The sequence below is a fragment of the Lysinibacillus sp. NPDC059133 genome, assembly GCF_042755925.1.
GTDB lineage: Bacteria > Bacillota > Bacilli > Bacillales_A > Planococcaceae > Lysinibacillus.
On the sequence record NZ_JBHZDH010000002.1, the window covers coordinates 57,291 to 81,061 of the forward strand.

A 23,771-nucleotide genomic window follows, 5' to 3' on the forward strand; every position below is an offset into this window, starting at 1 on the left:
GTTATCCAATTCATACTTGGATACCCGGACCCAATAGCCCATTTTATTGAGTATAAATAAACAGTAGTTCCAGCAAAATTATCCTTTGCTAATAGAATACAGATTTGACAGTTCCTTTTTATTTAATGCGCATGCATTACAACATTCTTTTTCTTTGAATATAGTAAAAAAGTGATGGTTAAACTTAAGCTGATTATACCAAAAACAAGTCCCAATCCACTTAAACCAACTAAATCTAGCATCATGCCCGTTGACAATAAGACGACCTGAAAGATGACAGAATCAATCATATTACGGAATGAGAAAAATCGGCCGTGAAAATCTTTTGGCACTTGCTTTTGAAAAATCACCATTGTCGTTGGGAAAAAACAGCCTACTGAAAAACCAAAAACGCCAAAAGCTACTAATGCAAAAAATTTAATATCCGATAAGAGTAGCATGAGCTCCATCGAACCGATAATAAACGCTAAAGTAAAGAGGAGTGTCCCAATTTTCACCCGTTCCGTAATCAATTTCAAACCAGCTGCACCAAGCATGAAACCAATGCCCTCAACTGTATACAATAATCCTGATATTGTCGTTGAATGATGAATCTCAGAAATTTTCATAATAACTAAATTAAAGGAACCTAAAAATAATGTTGGAATTAGCATTAAGACAAGTGTCATTAAAACAACAGGATGTTCCTTCACCATCGGTAACACGTCTTTAAAGTCGCCCTTTTCATTAGTTGCTGACGATTGATTTGCCATTTCATTTAATTGTAGGAAGTTCGTAATAACAAACATCATCATATAGACAATAAATGAAATGATGTACAACCATTTTATCTCAAAGAAACTTAGCATAAATCCCGCTGCAGCAGTACCAATAATCCTAGAAATCGTTCGAGCATTCATTTGCCAAGCATTTAATGTAATTAAATCCTTATCCTTAACAATCATTGGAATAATAGATTGTAGAGCAGGCATATAAAAAGCGGCTGCTATTTGCAACGTAATTAAAAAAAGAATCATCCAAATAACCGAATTTGTATAAAGTGCCATAAACATAAATAAAACACTTATAATTCGCCCTACACTAGCCCACTGTATAACTGTTTTTTTCTGCGAGTTGTCAATAATACGTCCTGCTAACGGACCAACTATTAAACCCGCCAATATACCGCAAGAAATAATTAATGATTTGTGAAAGTCAGAAGGAACGACCTCTTGCATAAAAGCTAGATTGCCTATAATCCCAGCCCATAAGCCAAGTCCTACGACAAATTCCCCCAATAAAATAATCCATACATTCCGATTATGCCACATGCCGTATCTCCTTGTTGTTTCATTTAGTAATCATTACATAGTCACAAAATTACAAATATTCGCACAGAGACGTTTTACAATAATTGTATCTTTATGAATGTTAAAAAATATTTTCTACTCTATAAATATGTATTCCGTTTAGACCTTTCATTATGTTTTCTTGCCTTTTCGAATTGCTTTAAACAGTATACTATTTTTGTAGAAAGTAAAAATCAGGCAAAAGTTTGAAATAATCAACAGGCAAATGACAAAAAACATCGTTTGATTCTATTATCAAACGATGTCAGACTGTAGATAAACGTTACTTTTTTTGTATAAAACTTTATGATAATTTTAATCAGCAAACCTACCATTTAGCATTTTCTGAGGAGCGTCGATACTGTCACATTTTCCTCCAGAAGTTTATGTGGTAAGACTAGTTTTATATAGTGTAAAGCATAGCCATCATATTATTTTGGTTTCAGCTTGTCGACTCTTACTGTTGATGTGGAGATTGAAGCCAAGCCCATGGAAAGCGTCACTCGGAGTGAAAATCAACTATTTATTGATACACACTAATTTATATTTATTCTTTTGTCGACAAGCTGACATCATTTGATACATGATCAAACGATGTTGCATCCTTACATAACTTCTAATTGACTAACGAGCGATTTTCTTCGGCGCTCTACGACTTTTTGACCTACTAATACAATAATAAATATTAAACCTACTGTTGTGGCCATCATCCCTGCAATGGACGTATCCCAAAGCTTCGCTAAATAATAGCCTATTACCGATGCTGCAGCCCCAAATAGCATACTATACATAAACATTTGTTTAATCGTTTTGCTTATTAAATAGGAGGTGGCAGCTGGTCCTATTAACATAGCGACAACTAAAATCGCGCCGACACTATCAAATGAAGCAACGGTAGTAAAGGAAATCGTTGTCATAAAGCCATAATGTAGAAAAATTACTGGTAAACCGATGGAAGCAGCATAAACTGGGTCAAAGGTTGTTAACTTCATTTCCTTAAAGAATAATAGAAGGAACCCAATGTTAACTATCAGTACAAATAATAGCATCCATACGGCCTTTGGCATTGTGATTGACAGTAATGTCCATCTATCCCAAGGTACAAATGCAATTTCACCCATCAATACATGCTCAACATCTAAATGTACATTACCAGCAAATAATGTGATGAGTAGAACACCTGCAGCAAACAAGGACGTGAAGACAACACCAATGGCAGCGTCCTCCTGAATGCCAGAGGAATGTAGTAATTGCACAAGGTAGGCCGTTAGAATTCCTGCGCATGCTGCCCCAATTAACATCCAAAAGCCATTTAATGTTTGAGTAATAATATAAGCCATGACGATACCAAATAATACTGTATGACTAATCGCATCTGCAATCATCGACATTCTACGTAAAATTAGAAAAACCCCAGCAATTCCGCATGTAACCCCTACTAAAATGCCTGTAAAAACAACCCAAAACTCAATCATCCTAGCTCACCTTGCTTTCGAAACTGCATTTTCCTACGATATTTATTAATTTGTCCATCCGGACTAATAAAATAGGAAATAAAGAATATTGCAGCTGCTACTAAGACAATAATTGGACCTGTCGATAATCCAGTTCGAATTGAACTAATAAAGGTTCCAATAAGACCAGAAATACCACCGATTGCTGCACTAAGCACGAGCATTGAGCTCAATTTACTTGTCCATAATTTAGCACTTGCAGCTGGGATGATTAGTAATGCAGACATTAAAATAACACCCACTGCCTGAATGCCTGTTACAATAGTCATAACAATTAAAACCGTTAGTGTAGCTTTTAAAGCTTCAATTGGTATGCCAATTCCTTTAGCATAAACAGGGTCAAAGATTAGGAGCTTCCATTCTTTATAAAGAAGCAGACTTACTAAAATAATAATCGTCGCACTTATAAACAACCACATTAAATCAGCTTTCGTCATCGTCGCTGCTTTCCCAAAAATAAAATGGTTAAGACCGCTTTGATTGCCGAATGGGCTACGGTTGACAACTGTTAAAAATACAACACCTATCCCGAAAAACACAGTCAAGACCAATCCAATTGCTGCATCTGCTTTCAATTTCGAAAAAGAGACAATCCATTGTATGCAATAAACGGACAAAGCCGATGTGATACCTGCCCCAAGCATTAATATAGGTAATTCCTTTTGTCCCGTTAATAGAAAGGCAAGAGCGATCCCTGGTAATGCAGCATGTGCCGCTGCGTCGCCTACTAAACTTTGCTTTTGTAAGAAGGAGAAGGTGCCAGTTATGCCAGCCGCGATCCCGAGTAACATCGTACCGACTAATACCCACAGTAAGTTACCACTTAACATATTCACCCTCCTTAGGCGTTTTGCATCATGAATAGTTTACCACCGTATGTTTTTTGTAATTGCTCTGGTGTAAAAACATCTTCTGTTGGGCCTGATGCTAAAATTGTTTTATTTAAAAGAATTGTATAATCAAAATATTCTTTTACTGTTTGTAAGTCATGATGGACGACAAAAATACTTTTTCCTTTCGCTTTCAAGTCTTTTAAAATATTGATTATTGTTTTTTCTGTAGCAGCATCCACCCCTGCAAAAGGTTCATCTAAGAAATAAATATCCGCATTTTGGGCTAGGGCTCTTGCTAAGAATACCCGTTGCTGCTGCCCTCCTGATAATTGACCAATAGAACGTTCTGCAAAGTCTTGCATGCCTACACTTGCAAGAGCTTTTTGTGCTATAACTTTATCCTTTTTAGACGGTCTTTTAAATAATCCAGTATGTCCGTAGCGCCCCATCAAAACAATGTCAAAGGCATTTGTAGGAAAATCCCAATCAACAGCATTGCGCTGAGGAACATACCCAACTACTAAGCTTTTTGGTTCAAAGGCTTTTCCAAGAATTTCAACTTCCCCTATTTTATTCGGTAATTGATTTAAAATGGCCTTTAAAAAAGTAGATTTTCCAGCGCCATTTGGACCTATAATTGCTGAGAGATGGCCCGTAGGAACCGTTACACATGCGTTTTCTAATACTATTTTCTTATCATATGCAACAGATAAATTTTCAACTGTTAATGCATTCATAATTCTCACCTACTTCCATGCATCGACGATTGTGTCGATGTTATGTTGATACATACCGATATATGTACCTTCTTTTGTACCCTCTGCACCCATAGCATCTGAGAATAGCTCCCCGCCAATCACTATGTCATGACCTTTTTCTTTCGCTCCTTCAATCACAGCTTTCATTGCTTTATCAGAGACGCTCGATTCTATAAAAATAGCTTTAATATTATTTGCCGCTAAAAAATTCACCATTTCCTGTACATCTTTCACACCATATTCGGAATCTGTACTTAGCCCCTGTAAGCCACGCACTTCAAAACCTTGGCTTCTACCAAAATAATTGAATGCATCATGAGCAGTTACTAAAATACGCTGTTTTTCTGGGATTTCATTTACTCTGGCCTTCGCATATGTTTGTAACTCATCTAGCTTTTTCAAGTAAGCTTCTTCGTTTGCTGCAAAATCCTCTTTAAATTGCGGGTATTCTTCCTGAAGCTTGTCTCCGATTGCTTGAACAACCCCTTTCCAAAGCTCAATATCAAACCAAATATGCGGATCATGTAGCATAGCTTCATCATCACTAGCAAGTAGATCTTTTTTATCTAACTTTTCTCCAACGGCGAGCACTGCTTTGTTTTTGGACATCTGCTCAAAAATATCAAGCATTTGTCCCTCTAAATGTAAACCGTTATAAAAAATAACCTCTGCTTTATCCAATTTCGTTAGATCACTTTGTGTAGCTTTGTATAAATGGGGGTCTACTCCCGGCCCCATTAAGGCTGTTACCTTTAAATGATCGCCACTAATTTCTTTAATGGCATCCGCAATTTGCCCAGTTGTTGCGACAACTACTCCTTCCTTTTCTCCCCCTGTTTCGGCAGAACAACCGATTAACAAGAGTGATAATGATAAAACAAGTACACCAATAAAATGTTTCATGTTTAAATACCTCTTCTTTCTTTATATTTAAGGCATGGTTTTTTGTTGATTTTAATATCAGTACTCGACAAAAAGGGCATTTTTTGCGCGGGCCATAACGACCGGTTCCTCGTAACCTCTTATTAGGAATCTTCTGTTTGTTATGCCCGCTCAAATGGCTCTTGTCAAAATTTATTTAATAACAACACAGCCTTAATTTATATTAATTTTCTTACAAGGCGGCGCCAGCCTATCCAGAAAATAATTACCATCATCCCTGCCCCAACTGACTCAGTCAGTTTCCACAAAAGTATAAGGATCAGCAAAATAATTAACGGAAGAATTGTCAACTTCAAATCATCTAACTTTTTCATTCACACACTCTTCTTTCCTAAATGACATTTTCTTTCCTTAAGGAAAATATAAGCTTAAACTTAAAAAATTTCAACTCTTTTGCATATCTCTCTTAGAAAAATATCTATTTTATGAGGAAAATCAGCATTCAAAATACTTCCTATAGCACAAAACACCAGCATTTCTAGTATGAAAAATGCTGGTGTTTACTCTCAAATTTATATTTTTGTATAATTTTTAATATGCAAAATCTCCTCCCTTCCTACATATAAATAACTTGTATATTGCTTATCTTCATCATATTCTGAAGGTAGTCTAATGGAAACCTCATATTGTGCTGTTTTCACTTGATGATATTGCATCAAAATTTTTAGTGCCTCTCCTTCTTTTAGTAACAGCTTCACCACCACAATTGATGTAGCGTTTTAATAACAATCGATAGCAGCAGCACAATAAGTCTTTTTAAAAAAATTCACTTCCATCAAAAAATCGCGAACATATTTAACCTTCCGCATATTTCAGCTGATACTTTTCCATTACTCGGTTAAAGAACGACGCTAGAACTTGCTGAAATAGCATGCCAAACACTACAGGCATAACTGTTTTTGCAGGAAAGTATGTAGTCGCTATAACAACCCCTACAGCAATATTGCGCATCCCTCCTGTAAAAACGAACATTGTAATAATACTTATATCCTTCCAAAGTATATGCCCTAATACTAAACAAAAAGCATACCCTGATACAGCTAGTATAAATACGACCAAAATAACACTAACAAGCTCCAAGTTAATATTTTTAATATACGAGGCAATTGCACTACTATTTATCATTACAATACTAAATAAGCTAAGTTTTGAAAAAGGGGCTAATTTCTTTCCTAGTGTCAGCTCAATTTTACCTTTAGTAAACTCATTTAATGCTACACCTATAAGAGAAGGCACAACAATCATCCAAAGTAAATCTAGAATGAGACCAACAGTATCAATTTCGATCGTTTGCCCTACAACAATATGAAGTAATGCAGGAATAACAATGGGTGAAATTAGTGTATCGATTAAAATAATTGCAAGACATAATGCGAGATGCCCCCTACAAATACTGACCCAAATAAAGCTCGTTACTCCTGTTGGCACAGCGACTGCTAAAACAAATCCAATTGTTAGTAGATGATCGTTAAAGATGAAGTTTGATACAAAATAAGCCCAAATTGGCATGAGTAGGTGTAAAAATGCGATAACAACTAATATAACTGTTGGGTATTTTTTAAGACTTTTTATTCCTTCAAAATTCATGCTTAAACTACCTGCAAATGTCATAAAAGCAAACAGCCACGGCACTAAAAATAATAGCTGATGCCCTACGTTCTCAAACAATACACCAACAACTAAGCTAAGCGGCGTTAAAATAGGCATCCATTTTTGGAGGTATTTATTTAAACTATTCAACATCTCTTTTTTCCTTCTTTCTTAAAAGAACAATTTTCTCCAGCCTCTTTATAGTAAAATCAATTATGCCTCGGCATAATTGCGTCCGGAATCGGCTTTGTGTTTAGGCCTGCAGATGTTTTTTGTAGCGGCAACAGCAGAGTTTTTTGTGCGAAAGCGCAGTGCTAACGTAGCGGCAGCTACAACGTGTTTTGTCTGTGCGAAAGCGTAGCGGCAGCTACAACGTGTTTTGTCTGTGCGAAAGCGTAGCGGCAGCTACAACGTGTTTTGTCTGTGCGAAAGCGTAGCGGCAGCTACAACATGATGCAGATCAGTTAGCCGTTATCGCATGGATGCGATGATATTAGGCTAACATCCTTTATTAACTCCTTACCGATTCCGTGACATCCGCCGGAGACTTTAACTCCTTTCAGCAATTATTTTCTGTAGCGAAAGCGTAGCGGCAGCTACAAAAGACATTTGCTGAAAGAAGTTAAACTAGAAATATTTGCAGTTTTTATCCATATCCTTCAAACTATTAATAGTACTAGAAAGAAAGGATGACAGAGACAAATGAAAAAATTAGTGTACGCTTTATTGCTTCCCATTCTTGTTATGGCAAGTGGATACACTGCGCAAGCTGCTGGTTTTAAAGATGTACCAGAAGATCACTATGCGTATGAAGCCATCTTGTGGGCAGAGGAATATGATATCGTTAATGGCTATGCAGATGGTACATTTAAGCCCAATGCAACAATTACGGAGCAACAATTCGCAAAACTACTTGCTAATTTTTATGAGCTCGAATCACCTTATGATGAGCTAAAAAAACAAACCCCTCCAGCAAACTGGTCTGATGAATTTTACAATCGTCTTGCTAGCTATGGTGTTCCATTAAACGGATATTTCGATAACACTATTCGAGCAGCTAATGTAAAGCGCGGGGTTGTGGCACAGGCTATTACACATTTAGCTAATGGTAAAAGTGGATTAGATCAATCCATACAGTTTTTACTCGATTATTACATTTCCACTGGTCAAAACTTACAGTATGAAAACCGTAACTTACAGAAGTTTTTTGGCGTGACAAACAATATGACGCGAGCTCAAGTCGTTACAATGCTTTACCGTATGGATGAAAGAAATTTTTATGAGATTTCAGAGGACGCACAAAAAATCCACGAAAATACGAGCAATGCTTCATTAAATACACGAGCAAAAAATGGCCAAAATCAGCTAGATAAAACAATGCAGCTGACAACACCTTCTAATAGTGCTTGGAATGGCACCTATTCGTATTACTATAAATGGGGTAAAGGCTCTACTGATTTTAATCGCCGTGATGCCTATATTTCAAACGCAACAAGCAAAAGCTTTACTATTTTCATTACTGCCAATGATGGGACATCAGCAGGCAGTGTCGATGGGACAGCGACGATTACCTCTAACACAAAGGCTGTAATGAATAAATCCTCAAACGGCAATCGTTGTGTATTAGAATTTGAACGTCTTAATAATGCGCTTAAAATTACCGAGGTAGATTGTCGTAAGGAGCATGATGAAGGGACGAATTTTTCCGGGACTTTAAAGAGACAATAAATTTCCCATAGGTCCAATTGTAAGGACCATTATAAATCACAGAATTGAGCTTCAGGAAACCCACTTCTTCAGAGGTGGGAGGAATGAAGTGCTTTTTTCTTTATAGAACATATGTTTATATTGTATATTGTAAATAATCAAAAAAAGAAAGGAGTGACGGGTAACTGGTTGACCTTATAATACGAAAGCACCCGTTAGCCATCCATGTAGCGCTAAAACCAGTGATACACCACAGAGAATGAAAGATGATTAAGTTCTTTCATGGGAGTTTAAGTACAATGTTTCACAAATTGATAACTTCCTTGGAATTTAATACAACAAAAAGGTTCTAAAACCAAAGCCTTTTTAGTTAAATTTACCTTTTAAATCCACCTTCTGAATGAATAATCTGACCTGTAATCCAATCTGCTTCATCGCTCACTAGAAATTTAATAGTTTTTGCAACATCTCTCGGTTTTCCTATTCTACCGAAAGGAAACATCGGTTTTAATTCATTTTTTATTTCTTCTGTCATCCAACCTGTATCAGTTGGACCTGGATTTAATGCATTAACCGTTATTCCTAAAGGGGCTAGTTCAGCCGACAACGTAATAGTTAAAGCATCAACTGCTCCTTTTGTTGTTGCATATGCTAATTCGCCAGGCATTGGTCCTTGAAACTGACCTGAAGTAATATTGACTATTCTTCCACCTGATTTCTTATCAAACCTTTGAGCAAATCTACTACTTAATAGTGTCGTTGCACGCACATTTACCATGTAATGTTTATCTAATTCTTCGGCAGTTAAATTAGAAAAATCGTTGTTGGTTGAGTATGCTGCGTTATTAATCAAGATATCAGGACTACCAAGTTGTTCAGAAACTTTATTTATAAGTTGTTCAGGTGCATCATGTTGAGTTAAATCCAACTCCATAAATGATACCTTAATACCTTTTTTTATTAATTCTTCTTTTAATTTAACGGGTTCATCTAATTCAATGCCCCAAGGCATTTTTTTATCATATTCCGTCCAATAAGTAAAAAATATATGATAACCCGAATCAGCTAACTCCTTACAAATAGCAGCTCCTATCCCTTTCAGACGGCTTACACCCGTAACAATCGCAACTTTCCCTTTTAATTGGTCCATTATCATCTCTCCCATACCTAATATTACTTTACCATGATTGACCAAATTACTTATTGAACTAAACTGTCCGTTAGCACAATAAGAAAAAAGAGCTGTCTAAAACAGCTCAATGATCTTCAAGTAAAGCACCCGTTATTTTAAGTATAATACTTCACAAAGTCCTTAATTATTGGTTTGAATTTTCACCAGTTTAGCATATCAGTGAGTTATACACTTTTTTCTACATGGAAAAAGGATTTTCTAACATAAAATGTATAAATTAAAACGATTACTGACCAAATAAAATTCCCAATAAACGGCTGTTGATTATATGAGAATAATAGAATATAGCTTATTAGCCCAAATCCTAATGAATATAAAATCATCAACCAAAATCCCCATCTTTTTAAACGTAAATAACCATATATGATGATAAGGGAAACAACTGCCAATATAATCCTAAATAGCTGTTCTGGAAATTTTGGTAAACCAAACCTATCTGCTATGCCAAATTCATTTGCATCTTGATTAAAAAATATGGCTGTGATAATCAATACAACTGCACCGAAAATGTAAAAACAACTAATTAAAGATACTCCTAAAGGTCTTTTCATTTTTCCACCCTCTTTACACTATTATATTCAAACCTTATACCTTATCTTATTCAACTCACCTGCTCCGTTAGTTCAATAAAGAAAAAAGAGCTACATTTGCAACTCTTTAAAAGTAAAGCACCCAGTTAGTTGAAAAAAGAAAAAGGCTATCTTAAAAGAAAAGGTTGATTTATAACGTTAAGGAATCCGCTGTATATGCAAGTTTTTATTCAAAATATGATTCAGTGCAATTTCTTTTGAACAGCATTGAAAGCTTTGTTGTATCTAAGTTCAAACGATAGTGCATAAAAAGGTGTATATGAATGAAATACAGAAAAACACTTAATACATTGGTATGACAACGTTTTAAGTGTTTTATTCCGTCCCAAAACTTGCATTTGGGAACGTTATTAGGTTTATTTATGTATACGTTATAAATCCTTGTTGCACTAAAGCACTCTTTAGTTAAATACCAAAGTCTACCCGAAATATTGAAGAATTAACTGATATAATGCTATGGAAAATCCTAAAATACTCGCTTTCATTTTAGATGGATGATTTCTTTTGCTACGAAACAAGTAAAAGAAGACTATTATAAATCCCAAGGGGATCCATAACTGAAAGACACCATCTTTTGTATTGAAAGTAAAAATCGGAGTAATAATATAAGCACTAATCAGAAAGTAAAAGAAAACCGTAAAACGTCTTGTTTCTAATTGCTTGCTCCACCTTACTAAAAAGAAAATAATAGTTATTGCGATAATCGTAATGTGTAAAGGGGGGAGAACAATAGCAACATCCCCAAATTTGAATTCCATTCTGCTATGCCATCCTTTTTAGTGTATTACTATAGGTAATACCTTGTGTTTTTCATATGAAGTCATATCTATCTCCGTAAATACTATTTTACCTTATTCTCACTTCATTAATCTGCCCCTTTAGTTGAATAAGAAAAGTACCCAAAGCGTCGTTTGGTAACATAAAGTGCATAACGTTGTAAATCCGCATTTTTCTGATGTATAGCGATAATAAAGTTGTTTAATTCTTATTGAACTAAAGCACTCCGTTAGTTGAACAAGTATCATAATTTTTATGACACATCATTATCCTACTAAGACAAAAGGCAGCAATAATGCTGGCATTTTCATTTTTCACATTTCATTTATTTAAATATTATTTCCTTTTACATCATTTTTTTGAGGTATGGAATCTTTCGCCATACAAAATGACTTAGCAAAAAGCTTAGAATGATTCCTAAAAATGCCGTCATAAGGAATTTAATCCAGACTGATATTGGTAGGTCATTTAATGTATATTGAAGGAAGACAACTACTGGGACATGGATGAAATAAACAACAAATACATTGTTCGATAACATTTTAGACCAACGATTAGTGGCGTTAAATTTTTCTCTAAATAATATTAGAAGACCGATTACAAGCGAAATACACAGTAACGTCTCAATTAATGATCGAGTCAACGAACCAAAGTTTTGTCCACCCTTTAAAAGAAAAGGATCTACCGTATTCCCTCCAAAATACAAAATAGTTACTATTAATACTCCAATAATAAGCCAGATGTATCCTACTCTCGCACTCAAAGTTAAAAACCATTTCCGATGATAAGCCATAATGCCTAAACAAAAGAAACTCACATACTGTGGTACATGTGCAAATTCTGTTTGAATAAATCCTACGAAAGCTGTCCAATGATCAATAGGAAACCATATCCTTGTAATGAAAGTCACTAAGCTAACGATCAACCACAGGGAGAGAATCTGATAAACCTTAATGTTTCCATCTAATTTTTTTGTGGATTTCTTGGATGTAAAGAAGGTCCAGATTGAAAACAGAACCGCATACACAAGTAAATGCTCTAAAAACCATAAATGGCCAAATTGCATATCAGGCCATGATGGTCCAGACCAATTCGTGGGTTCACTACCAAGTCCAAAAAATATATTAACATAGTAAGAAAAAAATGAGATGGGTTCATAATATCTGAAATTAATGTAATATAAATACATCAGAATAGGAATTATCACGAGAAATCCCAGTAGTAATGGAATACCAATTCTAATAAGCCGATCTTTTAAAAACCGTTTCGGCCCTTTTCTCGCGATTGATTGAGGGAGAAAATAGGCTGATAAAAAGAAAAACATACTCATAAAAAATGCTGCATTTACAGAGAAAAACCGGCCTAACCAGTTGATAGATTCATCATCTAAAAAATACCACCAACCACCTGGCCCATAGGCTTGTCCAGCATGGTGAGCTACTACAAGCATAATTAATGCTATTTTTATATTATCGATGAAATATAAATGATCACTCTCTTTTTTCACCTTTAAAACTCCTTTCCCATTAAAAGTTATAATTTAAATAATAGTAACGTATTTTCACTGTTACTTAAAAAATACATTTACGGTAAATAATATCCTATTCTTGATCAATCATTTTTTTGCATTATCGACCTTCTGTGATATTGATAATAAGTTAATTCCTACTTCTACTAACCTACTCCGTTAGCCATCCATGTAGCGCAAAAACCAGCGCTACACCACAGAGAATGAAAGATTATTTCGTTTTTTCATGGGAGTACAATAAGAAAAAAGAGCTGTCCAAGCAGCTCAATTGTCTTCAAGTAAAGCCCTCGTTAGTTCAATAATCATCTAACGGGCACTGGCATATATTTTGTGAAATAAGCACCTAAAATCAACAATATAACAGTAATAGACCAATTCAATAGCCCCATAAAGTCAAACCAATAAGCAAGAAGATTTGTTACGGCAATTAAATATAAACAAATTGAAGTTAAAATACTCTTAATCCCTATGATACCAGCTTTTTTTCTTTTTTGAATTACAACTGATATAGAAAAAATAAGTGTAATTATTAGAATAATAGATAAAATAATCTGTACCAATTTAGTTTCCCCCTTATTTACTTTCTAAGATAATCTCTTTTTCATTATCATTCCAACTAATTGTGAAGACTAGTTTAGAAAATGAAGAAGTCATTGGTTTCAGTGAGAAAAGATTCGAAAAGGTTTATATCTAAAAAGCCGAGATATTCGGCTTTTTTATTATGCTTCAGAAAATCCTATCCCAAAGCTAACTAATAATAAAAATATAGTCAAAAGTACAAAACATAGACTATTGACAATGACACTTAAAATTATAATATTTGTTTTTTTAGTTCTAATCCCCATCACCATTGAAACAATAAATCCAATATCTATTAATGCGAATAGCCCTAAACAAATAGTTAGGTATGGTTCATTCACGAAACGACTAATAAAGAAAACTGCAAAAGTAGCTGTGACTAATATAAGTGTAAAGATTATTGGCCTCGATTCTTTGCGAATAACTTGAAGATCACTTTCCATCAAAATCACCTCTCTGTATCTTTCATAACTGATTATCTTAGTTTTATTACTTGTTCAATCTCCTCAGTCTTATTTAATTAGATTATACCAAAATAATCCAAACTCTTGTTAAACTATTCTGCCCCGTTAGCCATCCAGGTAGCGCAAAAACCAGCGCTACACCACAGAAGATGAAAGATGATTAAGTTCTTTCATGGGAGTTGAATAGCAACAATCTTTTCGAAAACAGCCTTTAACAAAGAAAAAGGTCTAGTGTTGCCATCACAAGGGGAACAACAATCAACAATAGACGCCAGACACAAGTTGTTTTCGTGAATGGCACCCATTACAGGCACTGTTGTTATATATTAATCTTTGAAATTCAAATAAAAACTAGTTTTTTATAGATCCCATTCATTATTTAAGTCATTGTTGTTACCGAACTGAGCTTGAATAACGTTGTCAACAGCCTTGGCGTCTTCTTGAATAAAGGTCTTCATTCCATTAAGGAATTCTTTGGGATCGTTAAATACGTTTTGCAAAGCATTTGAAACTCTTTCAGTCCTAGAGTTTCCAGTATTCATTATGTTGTCCAAAGTGGCACCAGAAGAGCTGTACATTTGATAAATAAGGTGTTGCATTTTAGTTGAACGTTCTCGTTCTTGCCCCAACTTTTCTTGTAAACGTCTATTTTCATCTTGCATTTCATTGATCTTGGCATTTGCATTATTTAAGTCGTTAATCGTTCTGTGCAGCTGTTTCTCCATAGGAAGGAGGTATGTAGCTAATTCTTTTTTATCTGAAGCGTATTTATTTAATAAATCTTGCACGTCAACGAAGTCGTAATTATCTCCTTCTGTCAAAGAGAAATTCTTCGTTTTCACAGGTATCCATATTAAATAAGAAATTAAAAGCACGTATTTATCCCATATAATAAACGACCTGAAAGCAGCTATGCTTTTAGGTCGTTTCATGTGTACATAATCATGCGACAATCAAAAAACGACCACTTCTTAATGGTCGTTTGTAAATTCAAGCTCTTTAGGTGGCTCCCCTTTTTTATTCATCAAGCGCATACGGATTGGCTCGATTTTTAGTGTAATCATTTCATCATGGTTACCAACGAAAATGCTTGTAAAAAATTCGGCTAACTTATTTTTTATTCCTTCCTCTAGAATTTCTGTTAGCTTTCCTTCTATTTCAACGTACGTGTCACCAAAGCCTCCATTTTCGTATCCATATAATATATGTGTATATGGGTTTTTGCGAAGCTCCTCCATCTTTTCAGAATGTTGATTTGTTACTGTGTATAATACAAAATCTTCATGTTGGAATGTCATATAGCGTGAGTACGGTTTGCCATTCTCGACAGTTGCCATCGTTCCTATTTTTTCACGATTTAAAACTTCTAGTATTTCATCTCGCACAGAGGTCATATCATCTCATCCTTTCTTATCCCTACTATTTTGTCCTTATTTAGCTTACCTAATCATTTTTTCGAAAAATGCGAATTGACTATCTTCTGTTCATTTTAAAATCTATTGCTATAATAACTTGTTGAACAACATGAATTTTTAGAATGAGGGTTATAATGATGAAGCAAGCATTTTTCACACGGTGTCTGTTTTTCTTAACGGGTATTTTGCTTTTATCCTTAGGTATAACATTGACAATTAAAGGTCAGATTTTTGGTGTTGGTTCGTGGGATGTGTTACATATTGGACTAGTTAAAACATTGGGATTAACTATTGGTACTTGGTCCATTCTCATCGGACTAGCCATAATAGCATTTGATATAGTAATAACAAAGAAGTTTCCACTACCTGGTACGTTTATAGATATGTTTTTAGCAGGAATTTTCATTGATATTTTTAACTATTTGCTTCCTGATATAGATGGTTTTTGGATGCAGCTACTTTCATATGTATGCGGCTTACTATTACTTGGCTGGGGTTGCGGTATGTATATGGTGGCCAATTTAGGGATTGGCCCTCGTGACTCATTAATGCTTCTAATGGTCCATAAGCTTGGCTGGAGTGTCACACGCTCTCGAACAACTATGGAAGTAACTGTCGCTTTAATTGGCTTTTTACTAGGTGGTCCTATCGGCGTTGGTACTGTTCTAATGGCTTTCGGACTTGGACCGATTGTACAATTCGCTTTAACGTTTAATGAAAAATTATTTCTGAGATGGACTGGCGTGAAAAGCGCTGTGGTATAGGCTTACAAGACAATGCAAAAGTGCATTGTCTTTTTTTTATTCGGTTGCAATATACAGTTCAACTATATATAATCAAACTATATAGTTGAACTGTATATGAGGTGAACTTGTGAAAAAACATAAATTACTACCTTTATCCGAAACCATGCATTATATTCTACTCGCCTTACGTGAACCGTTACATGGCTATGCAATGATGCAAAAAATCGAGGAAATGAGCGCTGGTAGTGTAAGGATTGCGGCTGGGACTATGTATGGAGCAATTGAAAATTTGTTGAAATATCATTGGATTTCGCCTATAGAGACCCAAGATACGAGGCGCAAGATTTATCAAACAACAGCTGAGGGACTAGCCATATTAGCGGCCGAGCAAGAAAGATTGCAGCGAATTTTATCTTTATATGAGGGAGCAGATGGGCATGATAAAATTTAAAATCTTTTTTGATATCGAAAAGGAAGAGCAATGGTTGAATCATATGTTGTCCAAAGGATGGGTTTGTACAAACATAAATTCTGCCGGTTTTTATACATTTAAAAATACGGTTGATCTTGAACAAGTTATCCGTATTGATTTTCAGCAGGATTTTCGGAGAGAAGAGCGATCTAACTATAAACAGTTATATGAGGATTTTGGATGGCAAGCATTAAAAGAAAAATCGTATGACGGTACCTATTATTGGTTAAAAAGAAAAGATGGCGACGATGAATTATTTTCTGATCATGATTCGCAAATTGCTAAATATAAACGATTAATGAAACACGCTAGCAATTTGGCTATATTCTCTTTTATATGGTTAATGTTTTTTTATTCCAATGATAACTTTTACTTTTTCAATATAAAAGATGCTTATTTTACTCCTGGTTTATGGGATGCAGAAGGTTTTTCTTTCCTTTTTTCTTTTTTATTTGAAACCCCCTTTGCCATTATGCGTTTTATCCCACCATGGTTATTTTTAGCAACTTGCAGTATGTACGTAGTGATGTATTTCCGTTATCGCAAATTTATACAGCAGTTTATACAATAAACAGCAAGGAACCACTTATGGAGTTAGCCCCTTCATTTGAACGCCAAATCGTTTGGCAATAGAAAGATAGCTTTCGATACCTGTTAAATATGACTGAACAACATCTAATTTTAAACATTTGTATACGAATTATTTTTTCTAGTCATCGAAAAATCCCTTTTAAGTAGATGTTAACTATAGATTACTGTAGCTCTTTTAACATTTTCTACTTAAAGGGGATACTATCAAAACAGCTCCTATTATATCTATATTCTCAGGTTCTTATCTCATGCGGGAGCAATCGAATCGTTTTTGTACGACTAATCGGCACTGCTGAATCGTGCTCGACGACGACAACTGTTGAAAATTTATTATAATAATGGTCATCGTGAGCCTTCGGAGATAAAATAATAAGCTTTCGTTGTAATTCGTTTACATATAAATCAAACACTTTTTCTTTCCGTTCTTCATCTAATGCACTATCAAATTCATCTAGGACGATGAAGCTTGGTGAAGTATTTAAATTTTGTAGCAGGGCAAGTGCAAATAATAGTGAGCTTAATGATTCTTCACCGCCTGACACACCTTTTCCTAGCTTACCATGTCTGGCCTTTGTGCCAACATCTTCTAAACGACCACTATGACCTATTTTCCGTGCCTTAATATATAATTTAAAAATCGTACGACCTTTTTTATCTTCAAAACGTTCATATTCGATTTTTCCTTCAAATTGGAATTCATCCATATATTTCGCAAATAAATTGTTAATTTTAAGAACATTCATATTGATGGTTGTTTCAAGACGATTCTCATTTTCTAATGCTCGATTTCTGTGAATTTCTAAGTATTCCTGTGTCTGATCTACTGTCTCTTTTTTTATGTCAAAGTCATCTTTTACTGCAACATAATTACGCTCTGCCTCCGGATTCACCTTTTCTGCTCGTGCATTCTCAAAGTTGATACGGGCTGTGGTATTATCACTCTTTAACTTTGGAATAGTGCAATTTAATGATAGAGGTACTTCTTGCACTGCAGCAAAAATATCTGGAATAATTGTTGCTAGCTCTTCCAAACAAAGCTGTTCTTGCAAAATGGAAGCCTCTGCCACTTCGAATTCTTCCTGGTATTTGACAAGCATCTTCTTCGTACCTTGCACGTCATTTTCCGCATCCGTTAAATCACGCTCAAGCGATCGAATATCACTTTCCTTCTGTCTACAAACATCATGAAGTTTATAGCTCTCATCCTTTAATTGATTCAGTTTGCTATTCGACTCATCAATAGTATCATTCATGTCTTTTAACTTTGATTTCGTTTCTGCAAGCTGTTCTTGAACTTTCTTTAAAGCTCCAAGCTGCTCATAAATATCTAGCTCGGTTTTTAGCTTTTCTAATTCAAATTGGATGGCTATTTTTTTCCCTTGCTCGTTTTGTATTGCTGTTGTCGTCTGGATTTCTTGTTTCTGAAGCGCTGTAAACTGCTCGTCTAGTTTTGTTTTGTACTGTAGCTTATGATGCTTAAATTCAGCATCTACAACACTTGCTTCTGCCTTCTGTACATCCTTTATAATACTATTTAGTTTTTGCAAATTAATTTGGTTTTCTTTAAATTGTGTTGTCGCTGTTGATAACTGTGTTTCAAGCTGAACTCTTAATTGGCGCATTGTGAGTAACTGCTCTTTCAGCATTTTATCATTTAAAATAACTGTATTTTTTTCTTGCGCACCTCGATAGCCGTGCTCGTCCACTAATAATTCACCTTGGATTTTTGGCGCTTGAATCTCGAAAAATTGCTGTGCCCACCACAATGCTTTTACGGCAAAATTTTGTTCTTTTTCCGATAATCCTTGTCGAATAACTAATTTTTGCGCTGGTAAACTAGTTGTTAAACGCTCTGGTACAATTGAACGTAACGACACATGATACAAATCATTAAACGCTACTTTCTCTTTTGCATCATAAAAAATGGTGTATTTAATTGAATTCAAACGATTTTCATGCTCTATTGTGGCACCTTCAGCTAACGTAACTAAATCTCGGAATGTATAAGCCGAGATATCTCGATGCTTGAATTGTTGTAAGCCCGCTATTTGACGAGCTGAATATATTTGATTGTTTTCACGTTGTGTAATTTCAATTATTGTATCTTCAAGTGCCTGTTCTAAGGAAACTTTTTTCTTATAATAATCTTGAATTTGCTCTTCAAGATGTGTAATTTTTTGTTGTACTTGATGGGAACTCGTATGCTCTGCTAGAAGTGCGATTGCTTCCTGTTCCTCTTTTTCAATTTGCTCTAGCTCCCATTTAAGGGTAAATCTATTTCCATTAAGCTCATCCTTATGCATAGTCAAATTTGTTAATTGCTGCTGTAATTGTATATACTGCTGTTCAATTATAACTAGTTCTTGCTGTGCATCATTGAATTTTGCTTTTGTAACATCCTCTGTAAATCGAAGCTGTTTACGCTGTTCCTCTGTATGAACAAGTTGATCCTTTAATTCCTGCTCTGTCACAATCAAGGTCTCTCGTTTCTTGGATAACTGTTCAAGTAATGTTGATTTTGATCGCTTTTCCTCATCCATTTGCAGTTGTTTTTTTTGCAGCTCTTGTAATAAGAGTTTTGCTTTTTCGATTTGTTTCTTTATTTGTACAATTTTTTCCTCTGTATCTTGACGAATGTCCGTTTGCTTTATTTGTTTTTCTTCAAGTTCTAGCTTTTGATTGTTGTATAATTGCACAAGTGACATGGTATAAAGGATATGTGCTTTTCCTGCTTCATATAGACGGGCCTTGTTATTTTTCAAACGATCAAATTCTTCTTTTGCTATTTTCAAATTAAATTCAGCCTGCTTAACAACTGTCTTTGCAGCTATCAGTTCTTGTTCCAGCTCTTTAACACCTTCAATTGCCGTTTCCCATGACTGCTGGATTTCAGTAATATTATGCATTTCGCTAAATCGACGAAAACGCTCTTCTGGCGCCATTACAGCAAACTGATTCACTTCTTGCTGATACCATATTAAATAAAATAAATCTGAATCAATTTTATATTTAAACTGTAAATCTTCTTTATATGTTGTAAAATTACGTTGGTTTGTATCACCTGAACGATAAATATCACTGACAGTCAATGCGTCCTCTGTTTCTCCTGTTAGGACATGATATTCACGCTGCAATGCGCCCCTATTTGCATCCTGCTCAATCACCAATCGAAATGAAACGACAGGTGCTGCGTCAATTCTAGAAGGTCCTTCATTTTTAAAGGTTAGTTCTACAATCGCTCTCCATTTTTGATGGCTTGGTAAATTATTTGAACGCAAGCCCTCTAAATCAATTTTTGAAGAATATAGCACCGCTCCCATACAAAATGAAATAGTTGATTTTCCTGTTCCATTTGGACCGGTGATTAGAATATGATCATTAGCTTCACCAAACAAGATGCGCGTTGGTTTATAGTCACGTATTCCACTAAACTCAGACGATAGGGAATCATAGTGCATCCTCCCGAATATACAGATTATAGCGTTTGAAAAATTTCAATACTTCTTCTTTATTCAACTGAGTGGATTGAGCAAATTCGGCTGTTCTTCGTAAAAACGAATCGGAAAACATATGAACACCAATCGCTGTTAACGAGTAAGCTTTTTCATTTTTTGAAATATCATTTTCTTCAACTGCACCGATTTTTTTCAGTTGGTCGATATTTTTCAGTAATTTAGCACTCGCATTTAACAGCTCATGTCCAAAATCTGTTAATATTTGCTGTACTAATGTATATTCATGATTTAGCACTTCCTGCTGATAGAACATATACAGTAAAATGGCAAGTGCCTCTTTGCTTAATGTCGACTTTGCATCCTTTGCAGAAACTCGCATCATAACGATTACACGCGTTCTTTTTTCATCATATATTACACGAAAGTAGCGATGCACTGCTGCATTTACACGTTCAATAAAAGAATAAAAAGCCTTGTCATCATTTTTTATGTTTAATAGCTTTTCTAAATCCTTGCGTCTTAAACCGTAATTACTGCCTAGTACACTTGCAGAGGATGAAAATAATAGCTGCATGAATGCTAGCTCTTCCTCCGCCGATAAGTAGGCACGTAAGTTACTCATTGTCGCGAGTTGTGCGTTTATGTCGTTGTAATGTAAATCGTCTGTCGTCATCTTCTACCCACTCCCATCGTTTATCGAATTGTTTTGTGTCCAATACTTCCTTCATATTCATCTTTTGCTTACTCGTTAAAGCAGATACAGCTAAAAGGGAACGAATGGCATCTCCCCATTCAGCAGAGCTTGATTCTATCATCACTTCCTCAAGTTCACTTTCACCATGTACATCTAAGTAGTGTTCGATGACATCCGTATTAATAATCGCCTTCGTCATTTTCCAAGCTGCATCATCAAACAATTGTTGAACGGATTCACCTTCAACAACTGTTTCTTCAAAGTCGATTTCCTCCTTAGTCTCAATTGGATCATTTACTTTTGGCTCATAGGTTTCTAAATAGTGAATAGCTTCATCAATATCATGTCCACCTATTGGAGCTGCAAATTTAATTGGCATCCAAATACCGTCAAGTTCCTCATCCTCATACTGTGCCTGCTCCATAAAACTAAATAAATCGAACGCGTTTGGGATATTCGAATCGATTGGTGGGTTGTACATATTTACTATAAATGTACGTATCTTTTCTGGAGAAATCGAATCTGAGAGAGGCGTATCCTGCATCGTTACAAAGCGAATATATTTCGTAAGCATCCCTAGACTAAGAGCTGTTCCCTTTGATAAAATGGCTGTTCCACGTTGTACTAATTCACTCATCACTAAGCTCTCTTCTACTGTTTGGAACTGACTAAGTCGCTCTTGCATTTTTAGTTCAAGTTCCTGCATTAGCTGATGGATAATTTCAAGCTGTGGTAAGGCATTTCGATCAGCAAAAAATTCTAATTGACGAAGTTCCAGTTTTTGAATTGCATCTTCAACATTGTGAATCATAGAAGCAATTTTATTGCCTCCTGAGATTCCATTATCATCATAGGCTGCACTAAGCTCCGCATCTCGTCGTGCTTGGAAGAGCGAACGTCCAATATCATCCTGTAAATAATAGGCTAATGAATCATTAGCAAGTCGAATAAGTGCATCCATCATCCGTTTACCACGGTCTAATAATTTTATTTGACGCGTTTGCTTCGTGAGCCAGCTATTACGTGCCAAAATGTAAATTAAGTGATCAAGTTGCTTAATGGTTGGTGGTGCATCGTCGATATATGTATTGCGATAGCGATAATACAGCATTTCTGTATCCTCAATCACGTCTGCTAGGCCTAAAGATTCTTCATATAAAAGCTGAATCGTATTCAGAAAGCGCAAAATTTCAAGCGGTGACTCATAAATTTGCTGGCTCCCAAGCTCATTTAATACTCCAGCCAATGAGGCAATATCACGCATTGATGTTTTAAGCTCAGCTGTGTTCGATTCAACATTAAAAATAGAGATTGGTGCACGCTTTACTGTATCCATTTCATCCATTGTTCTACATCTCCTAATTGCTGCTCTTGTTCGTGTTCAGCTACTTCAAGTTCACCCAGTAGCCACTTTTTATAGACTTCGATATCAGAAAAAGTCCGATTATCCCTAGCAATGATTTTATACGGTGTATTCATCATTTGTACTGCATGCATAGCTATAGTTAAGCCTGCAACATCAAAATCTGTCCAAACAATCACAGTTTGTGTGGCGACTAGCTGACGAATCAACATTTTATGCGCAGATCTTATTTGACCATCTAAACATAAAATAAAGGAATTAGTACGCTGTAAAAAACTCGTTTCCTTTGCCATTCGTGTAAGAATTGCTCTATTTTCAACAAGCCAAATAAAACTCGCATCAGTTTTATAAGTATCCTTTAGAATGGCATCATCGGTTAATGCATGAATAACACCTTGTTGATAATGGCTAAATGTCCCCGTTAACTCACCCGCAAAAAAGACTGGAGTAATTTTCCCTAAACTAATTAATCCGCAATCGCCTGTTTGTATAGAGAAAACACGCTCTAGCTCTTCGATAAATTCTTTTTGCTCACGGTCGAAAACTTTAGAGCCACCAATTTTATCAAAAAGCGTTGCACCTATTTCTTTAAAATCAAACAGTAATCCTTCATTTGCCAATTGGAAAAAGCCGATTGAAAAGTGTAAAAAACGTAATCGTTTTTCAATCGACCAATGGGATAATAATTTTGTCGTATGTGCCAATTTTTCGATTGGCATTGCTACAAATTCATTTAATTGATGCACAGCTTGTTGGAGTTCTTTTATTGGTTGTATGTCAGCACTTTTTTGCAGCTGCAATGCATAATTTTCTAACCTTTGCGTCTGCAGCTCGTTCTGAGCATCAAAATAGTACTTTAAACTTTGACCAATTCGGTAATGGATTGCTTTTGCGGTACGTCCATCTTGTGCGAAAACAATTTCTTCTATAATCCACCCTTCCTTAATCCAGCTTTGGATTGTAGAAAAATCTTCTGTTAGCTTTCGCTTTGCATTTTTTGTAAATTTATAATTTATAAGCTCTTGTGATGGCTTTGTTGTTGTTAGTTGCCCTACCTTTAAAAACGATACATTGCGATACGTTCGTGCAGTTTGTTTTGCTACCGTATACTGCTTAATTGTATCTGAAATATATTTTGGAGGTACTTCAAGGTGCTCCCCATTTTTGACAAAATACGAAGTCAAAAATTGTTCTATCATACTATCACACCCTTTCTCACTCCATTATACAAAA

23 protein-coding genes are annotated in these 23,771 nt (G+C 35.4%); 4 read left to right on the forward strand and 19 right to left on the reverse strand.

The window, feature by feature from the left end:
* Positions 1-122: 122 nt before the first annotated feature.
* The 8 genes from ACFXN8_RS01590 to ACFXN8_RS01625 form a co-directional block, all read right to left on the reverse strand.
* Positions 123-1,310 (reverse strand): MFS transporter, encoded by a 1,188-nt coding sequence (locus ACFXN8_RS01590; RefSeq protein WP_376071048.1) that lies wholly within the window; start codon positions 1,308-1,310, stop codon positions 123-125.
* Positions 1,311-1,933: 623 nt separating this feature from the next.
* Positions 1,934-2,803 carry a metal ABC transporter permease gene (locus ACFXN8_RS01595; protein ID WP_386842268.1) on the reverse strand — a complete coding sequence of 290 codons (870 nt, stop codon included), beginning with the start codon at positions 2,801-2,803 and terminating at the stop codon, positions 1,934-1,936.
* Positions 2,800-3,672, reverse strand: coding sequence for a metal ABC transporter permease (locus tag ACFXN8_RS01600; RefSeq protein WP_376071043.1), 873 nt, complete (start codon positions 3,670-3,672; stop codon positions 2,800-2,802). Before ACFXN8_RS01600 ends, ACFXN8_RS01595 begins: the two co-directional genes overlap by 4 nt.
* Before the next feature lie 11 nt (positions 3,673-3,683).
* Positions 3,684-4,412, reverse strand: coding sequence for a metal ABC transporter ATP-binding protein (locus ACFXN8_RS01605; protein WP_386842271.1), 729 nt, complete (start codon positions 4,410-4,412; stop codon positions 3,684-3,686).
* Between the two features lie 9 nt (positions 4,413-4,421).
* On the reverse strand, positions 4,422-5,336 hold the full coding sequence (locus ACFXN8_RS01610; protein ID WP_386842273.1) for a metal ABC transporter solute-binding protein, Zn/Mn family: 915 nt from the start codon (positions 5,334-5,336) through the stop codon (positions 4,422-4,424).
* Positions 5,337-5,533: 197 nt separating this feature from the next.
* Complete coding sequence (locus tag ACFXN8_RS01615) at positions 5,534-5,689, reverse strand: hypothetical protein (RefSeq protein ID WP_386842275.1); 156 nt, start codon at positions 5,687-5,689, stop codon at positions 5,534-5,536.
* Positions 5,690-5,887: 198 nt separating this feature from the next.
* Entirely contained in the window at positions 5,888-6,034 is a 147-nt protein-coding gene (locus ACFXN8_RS01620; protein WP_386842277.1) for a hypothetical protein, read from the reverse strand.
* A gap of 136 nt (positions 6,035-6,170) precedes the next feature.
* The gene (locus ACFXN8_RS01625) at positions 6,171-7,118 is read right to left on the reverse strand and encodes a bile acid:sodium symporter family protein (protein WP_386842279.1); all 948 of its coding nucleotides are present in this window, start codon (positions 7,116-7,118) and stop codon (positions 6,171-6,173) included.
* A gap of 549 nt (positions 7,119-7,667) precedes the next feature.
* Between ACFXN8_RS01625 and ACFXN8_RS01630 the strand changes: the two genes are divergently transcribed.
* Positions 7,668-8,693, forward strand: coding sequence for an S-layer homology domain-containing protein (locus ACFXN8_RS01630; protein WP_376071026.1), 1,026 nt, complete (start codon positions 7,668-7,670; stop codon positions 8,691-8,693).
* 355 nt (positions 8,694-9,048) lie between these two features.
* On the opposite strand, the gene ACFXN8_RS01635 is transcribed toward ACFXN8_RS01630, so the two are convergent.
* The 7 genes from ACFXN8_RS01635 to ACFXN8_RS01665 form a co-directional block, all read right to left on the reverse strand.
* The gene (locus ACFXN8_RS01635) at positions 9,049-9,822 is read right to left on the reverse strand and encodes an SDR family oxidoreductase (protein WP_386842281.1); all 774 of its coding nucleotides are present in this window, start codon (positions 9,820-9,822) and stop codon (positions 9,049-9,051) included.
* 206 nt (positions 9,823-10,028) lie between these two features.
* On the reverse strand, positions 10,029-10,415 hold the full coding sequence (locus tag ACFXN8_RS01640) for a hypothetical protein (RefSeq protein WP_386842283.1): 387 nt from the start codon (positions 10,413-10,415) through the stop codon (positions 10,029-10,031).
* A gap of 1,162 nt (positions 10,416-11,577) precedes the next feature.
* Entirely contained in the window at positions 11,578-12,738 is a 1,161-nt protein-coding gene (locus ACFXN8_RS01645) for an acyltransferase family protein (RefSeq protein WP_386842285.1), read from the reverse strand.
* 323 nt (positions 12,739-13,061) lie between these two features.
* The gene (locus ACFXN8_RS01650) at positions 13,062-13,319 is read right to left on the reverse strand and encodes a hypothetical protein (protein ID WP_386842287.1); all 258 of its coding nucleotides are present in this window, start codon (positions 13,317-13,319) and stop codon (positions 13,062-13,064) included.
* 159 nt (positions 13,320-13,478) lie between these two features.
* Positions 13,479-13,781 (reverse strand): hypothetical protein, encoded by a 303-nt coding sequence (locus ACFXN8_RS01655; protein WP_386842289.1) that lies wholly within the window; start codon positions 13,779-13,781, stop codon positions 13,479-13,481.
* Positions 13,782-14,161: 380 nt separating this feature from the next.
* Positions 14,162-14,623 (reverse strand): hypothetical protein, encoded by a 462-nt coding sequence (locus ACFXN8_RS01660; RefSeq protein ID WP_386842291.1) that lies wholly within the window; start codon positions 14,621-14,623, stop codon positions 14,162-14,164.
* 150 nt (positions 14,624-14,773) lie between these two features.
* A complete protein-coding gene (locus tag ACFXN8_RS01665) occupies positions 14,774-15,196 on the reverse strand; it encodes a pyridoxamine 5'-phosphate oxidase family protein (RefSeq protein ID WP_376070986.1) in 423 nt (140 codons plus the stop codon).
* A gap of 158 nt (positions 15,197-15,354) precedes the next feature.
* Between ACFXN8_RS01665 and ACFXN8_RS01670 the strand changes: the two genes are divergently transcribed.
* From ACFXN8_RS01670 to ACFXN8_RS01680, 3 genes are all read left to right on the forward strand, one after another.
* A complete protein-coding gene (locus ACFXN8_RS01670; RefSeq protein ID WP_386842529.1) occupies positions 15,355-15,981 on the forward strand; it encodes a YczE/YyaS/YitT family protein in 627 nt (208 codons plus the stop codon).
* A gap of 145 nt (positions 15,982-16,126) precedes the next feature.
* Positions 16,127-16,414, forward strand: coding sequence for a PadR family transcriptional regulator (locus ACFXN8_RS01675; RefSeq protein ID WP_386842531.1), 288 nt, complete (start codon positions 16,127-16,129; stop codon positions 16,412-16,414).
* Positions 16,401-17,006: a DUF2812 domain-containing protein gene (locus tag ACFXN8_RS01680; RefSeq protein WP_386842293.1), complete on the forward strand. Its 606-nt coding sequence runs from the start codon at positions 16,401-16,403 to the stop codon at positions 17,004-17,006. The genes ACFXN8_RS01675 and ACFXN8_RS01680 overlap by 14 nt, the downstream gene beginning before the upstream one ends.
* A 253-nt stretch (positions 17,007-17,259) precedes the next feature.
* Here ACFXN8_RS01680 and ACFXN8_RS01685 read toward each other — a convergent pair whose 3' ends face one another.
* Genes ACFXN8_RS01685 through ACFXN8_RS01700 form a run of 4 tightly spaced genes read right to left on the reverse strand, consistent with a single transcriptional unit; the run spans position 17,260 to position 23,737 of the window.
* Positions 17,260-20,484, reverse strand: coding sequence for an AAA family ATPase (locus tag ACFXN8_RS01685; RefSeq protein ID WP_386842295.1), 3,225 nt, complete (start codon positions 20,482-20,484; stop codon positions 17,260-17,262).
* Positions 20,474-21,154 (reverse strand): hypothetical protein, encoded by a 681-nt coding sequence (locus ACFXN8_RS01690; protein WP_376070979.1) that lies wholly within the window; start codon positions 21,152-21,154, stop codon positions 20,474-20,476. Before ACFXN8_RS01690 ends, ACFXN8_RS01685 begins: the two co-directional genes overlap by 11 nt.
* Entirely contained in the window at positions 21,096-22,520 is a 1,425-nt protein-coding gene (locus ACFXN8_RS01695) for a hypothetical protein (RefSeq protein WP_386842297.1), read from the reverse strand. The genes ACFXN8_RS01690 and ACFXN8_RS01695 overlap by 59 nt, the downstream gene beginning before the upstream one ends.
* The gene (locus ACFXN8_RS01700; RefSeq protein ID WP_386842299.1) at positions 22,499-23,737 is read right to left on the reverse strand and encodes a DUF2399 domain-containing protein; all 1,239 of its coding nucleotides are present in this window, start codon (positions 23,735-23,737) and stop codon (positions 22,499-22,501) included. The genes ACFXN8_RS01695 and ACFXN8_RS01700 overlap by 22 nt, the downstream gene beginning before the upstream one ends.
* Positions 23,738-23,771: the final 34 nt, after the last annotated feature.

Excerpts from the sequence above, each read along its gene's own strand:
- ACFXN8_RS01685 (WP_386842295.1), bottom strand. The coding sequence starts at position 20,484 with ATGCACTATGATTCCCTATCGTCTGAGTTTAGTGGAATACGTGACTAT.
- ACFXN8_RS01670 (WP_386842529.1), top strand. The coding sequence starts at position 15,355 with ATGAAGCAAGCATTTTTCACACGGTGTCTGTTTTTCTTAACGGGTATT.
- ACFXN8_RS01630 (WP_376071026.1), top strand. The coding sequence starts at position 7,668 with ATGAAAAAATTAGTGTACGCTTTATTGCTTCCCATTCTTGTTATGGCA.
- ACFXN8_RS01695 (WP_386842297.1), bottom strand. The coding sequence starts at position 22,520 with ATGGATGAAATGGATACAGTAAAGCGTGCACCAATCTCTATTTTTAAT.
- ACFXN8_RS01700 (WP_386842299.1), bottom strand. The coding sequence starts at position 23,737 with ATGATAGAACAATTTTTGACTTCGTATTTTGTCAAAAATGGGGAGCAC.
- ACFXN8_RS01610 (WP_386842273.1), bottom strand. The coding sequence starts at position 5,336 with ATGAAACATTTTATTGGTGTACTTGTTTTATCATTATCACTCTTGTTA.
- ACFXN8_RS01675 (WP_386842531.1), top strand. The coding sequence starts at position 16,127 with ATGCATTATATTCTACTCGCCTTACGTGAACCGTTACATGGCTATGCA.
- ACFXN8_RS01635 (WP_386842281.1), bottom strand. The coding sequence starts at position 9,822 with ATGGACCAATTAAAAGGGAAAGTTGCGATTGTTACGGGTGTAAGCCGT.
- ACFXN8_RS01590 (WP_376071048.1), bottom strand. The coding sequence starts at position 1,310 with ATGTGGCATAATCGGAATGTATGGATTATTTTATTGGGGGAATTTGTC.
- ACFXN8_RS01625 (WP_386842279.1), bottom strand. The coding sequence starts at position 7,118 with ATGTTGAATAGTTTAAATAAATACCTCCAAAAATGGATGCCTATTTTA.
- ACFXN8_RS01680 (WP_386842293.1), top strand. The coding sequence starts at position 16,401 with ATGATAAAATTTAAAATCTTTTTTGATATCGAAAAGGAAGAGCAATGG.
- ACFXN8_RS01655 (WP_386842289.1), bottom strand. The coding sequence starts at position 13,781 with ATGGAAAGTGATCTTCAAGTTATTCGCAAAGAATCGAGGCCAATAATC.
- ACFXN8_RS01690 (WP_376070979.1), bottom strand. The coding sequence starts at position 21,154 with ATGACGACAGACGATTTACATTACAACGACATAAACGCACAACTCGCG.
- ACFXN8_RS01640 (WP_386842283.1), bottom strand. The coding sequence starts at position 10,415 with ATGAAAAGACCTTTAGGAGTATCTTTAATTAGTTGTTTTTACATTTTC.
- ACFXN8_RS01615 (WP_386842275.1), bottom strand. The coding sequence starts at position 5,689 with ATGAAAAAGTTAGATGATTTGAAGTTGACAATTCTTCCGTTAATTATT.
- ACFXN8_RS01605 (WP_386842271.1), bottom strand. The coding sequence starts at position 4,412 with ATGAATGCATTAACAGTTGAAAATTTATCTGTTGCATATGATAAGAAA.
- ACFXN8_RS01665 (WP_376070986.1), bottom strand. The coding sequence starts at position 15,196 with ATGACCTCTGTGCGAGATGAAATACTAGAAGTTTTAAATCGTGAAAAA.
- ACFXN8_RS01595 (WP_386842268.1), bottom strand. The coding sequence starts at position 2,803 with ATGATTGAGTTTTGGGTTGTTTTTACAGGCATTTTAGTAGGGGTTACA.
- ACFXN8_RS01600 (WP_376071043.1), bottom strand. The coding sequence starts at position 3,672 with ATGTTAAGTGGTAACTTACTGTGGGTATTAGTCGGTACGATGTTACTC.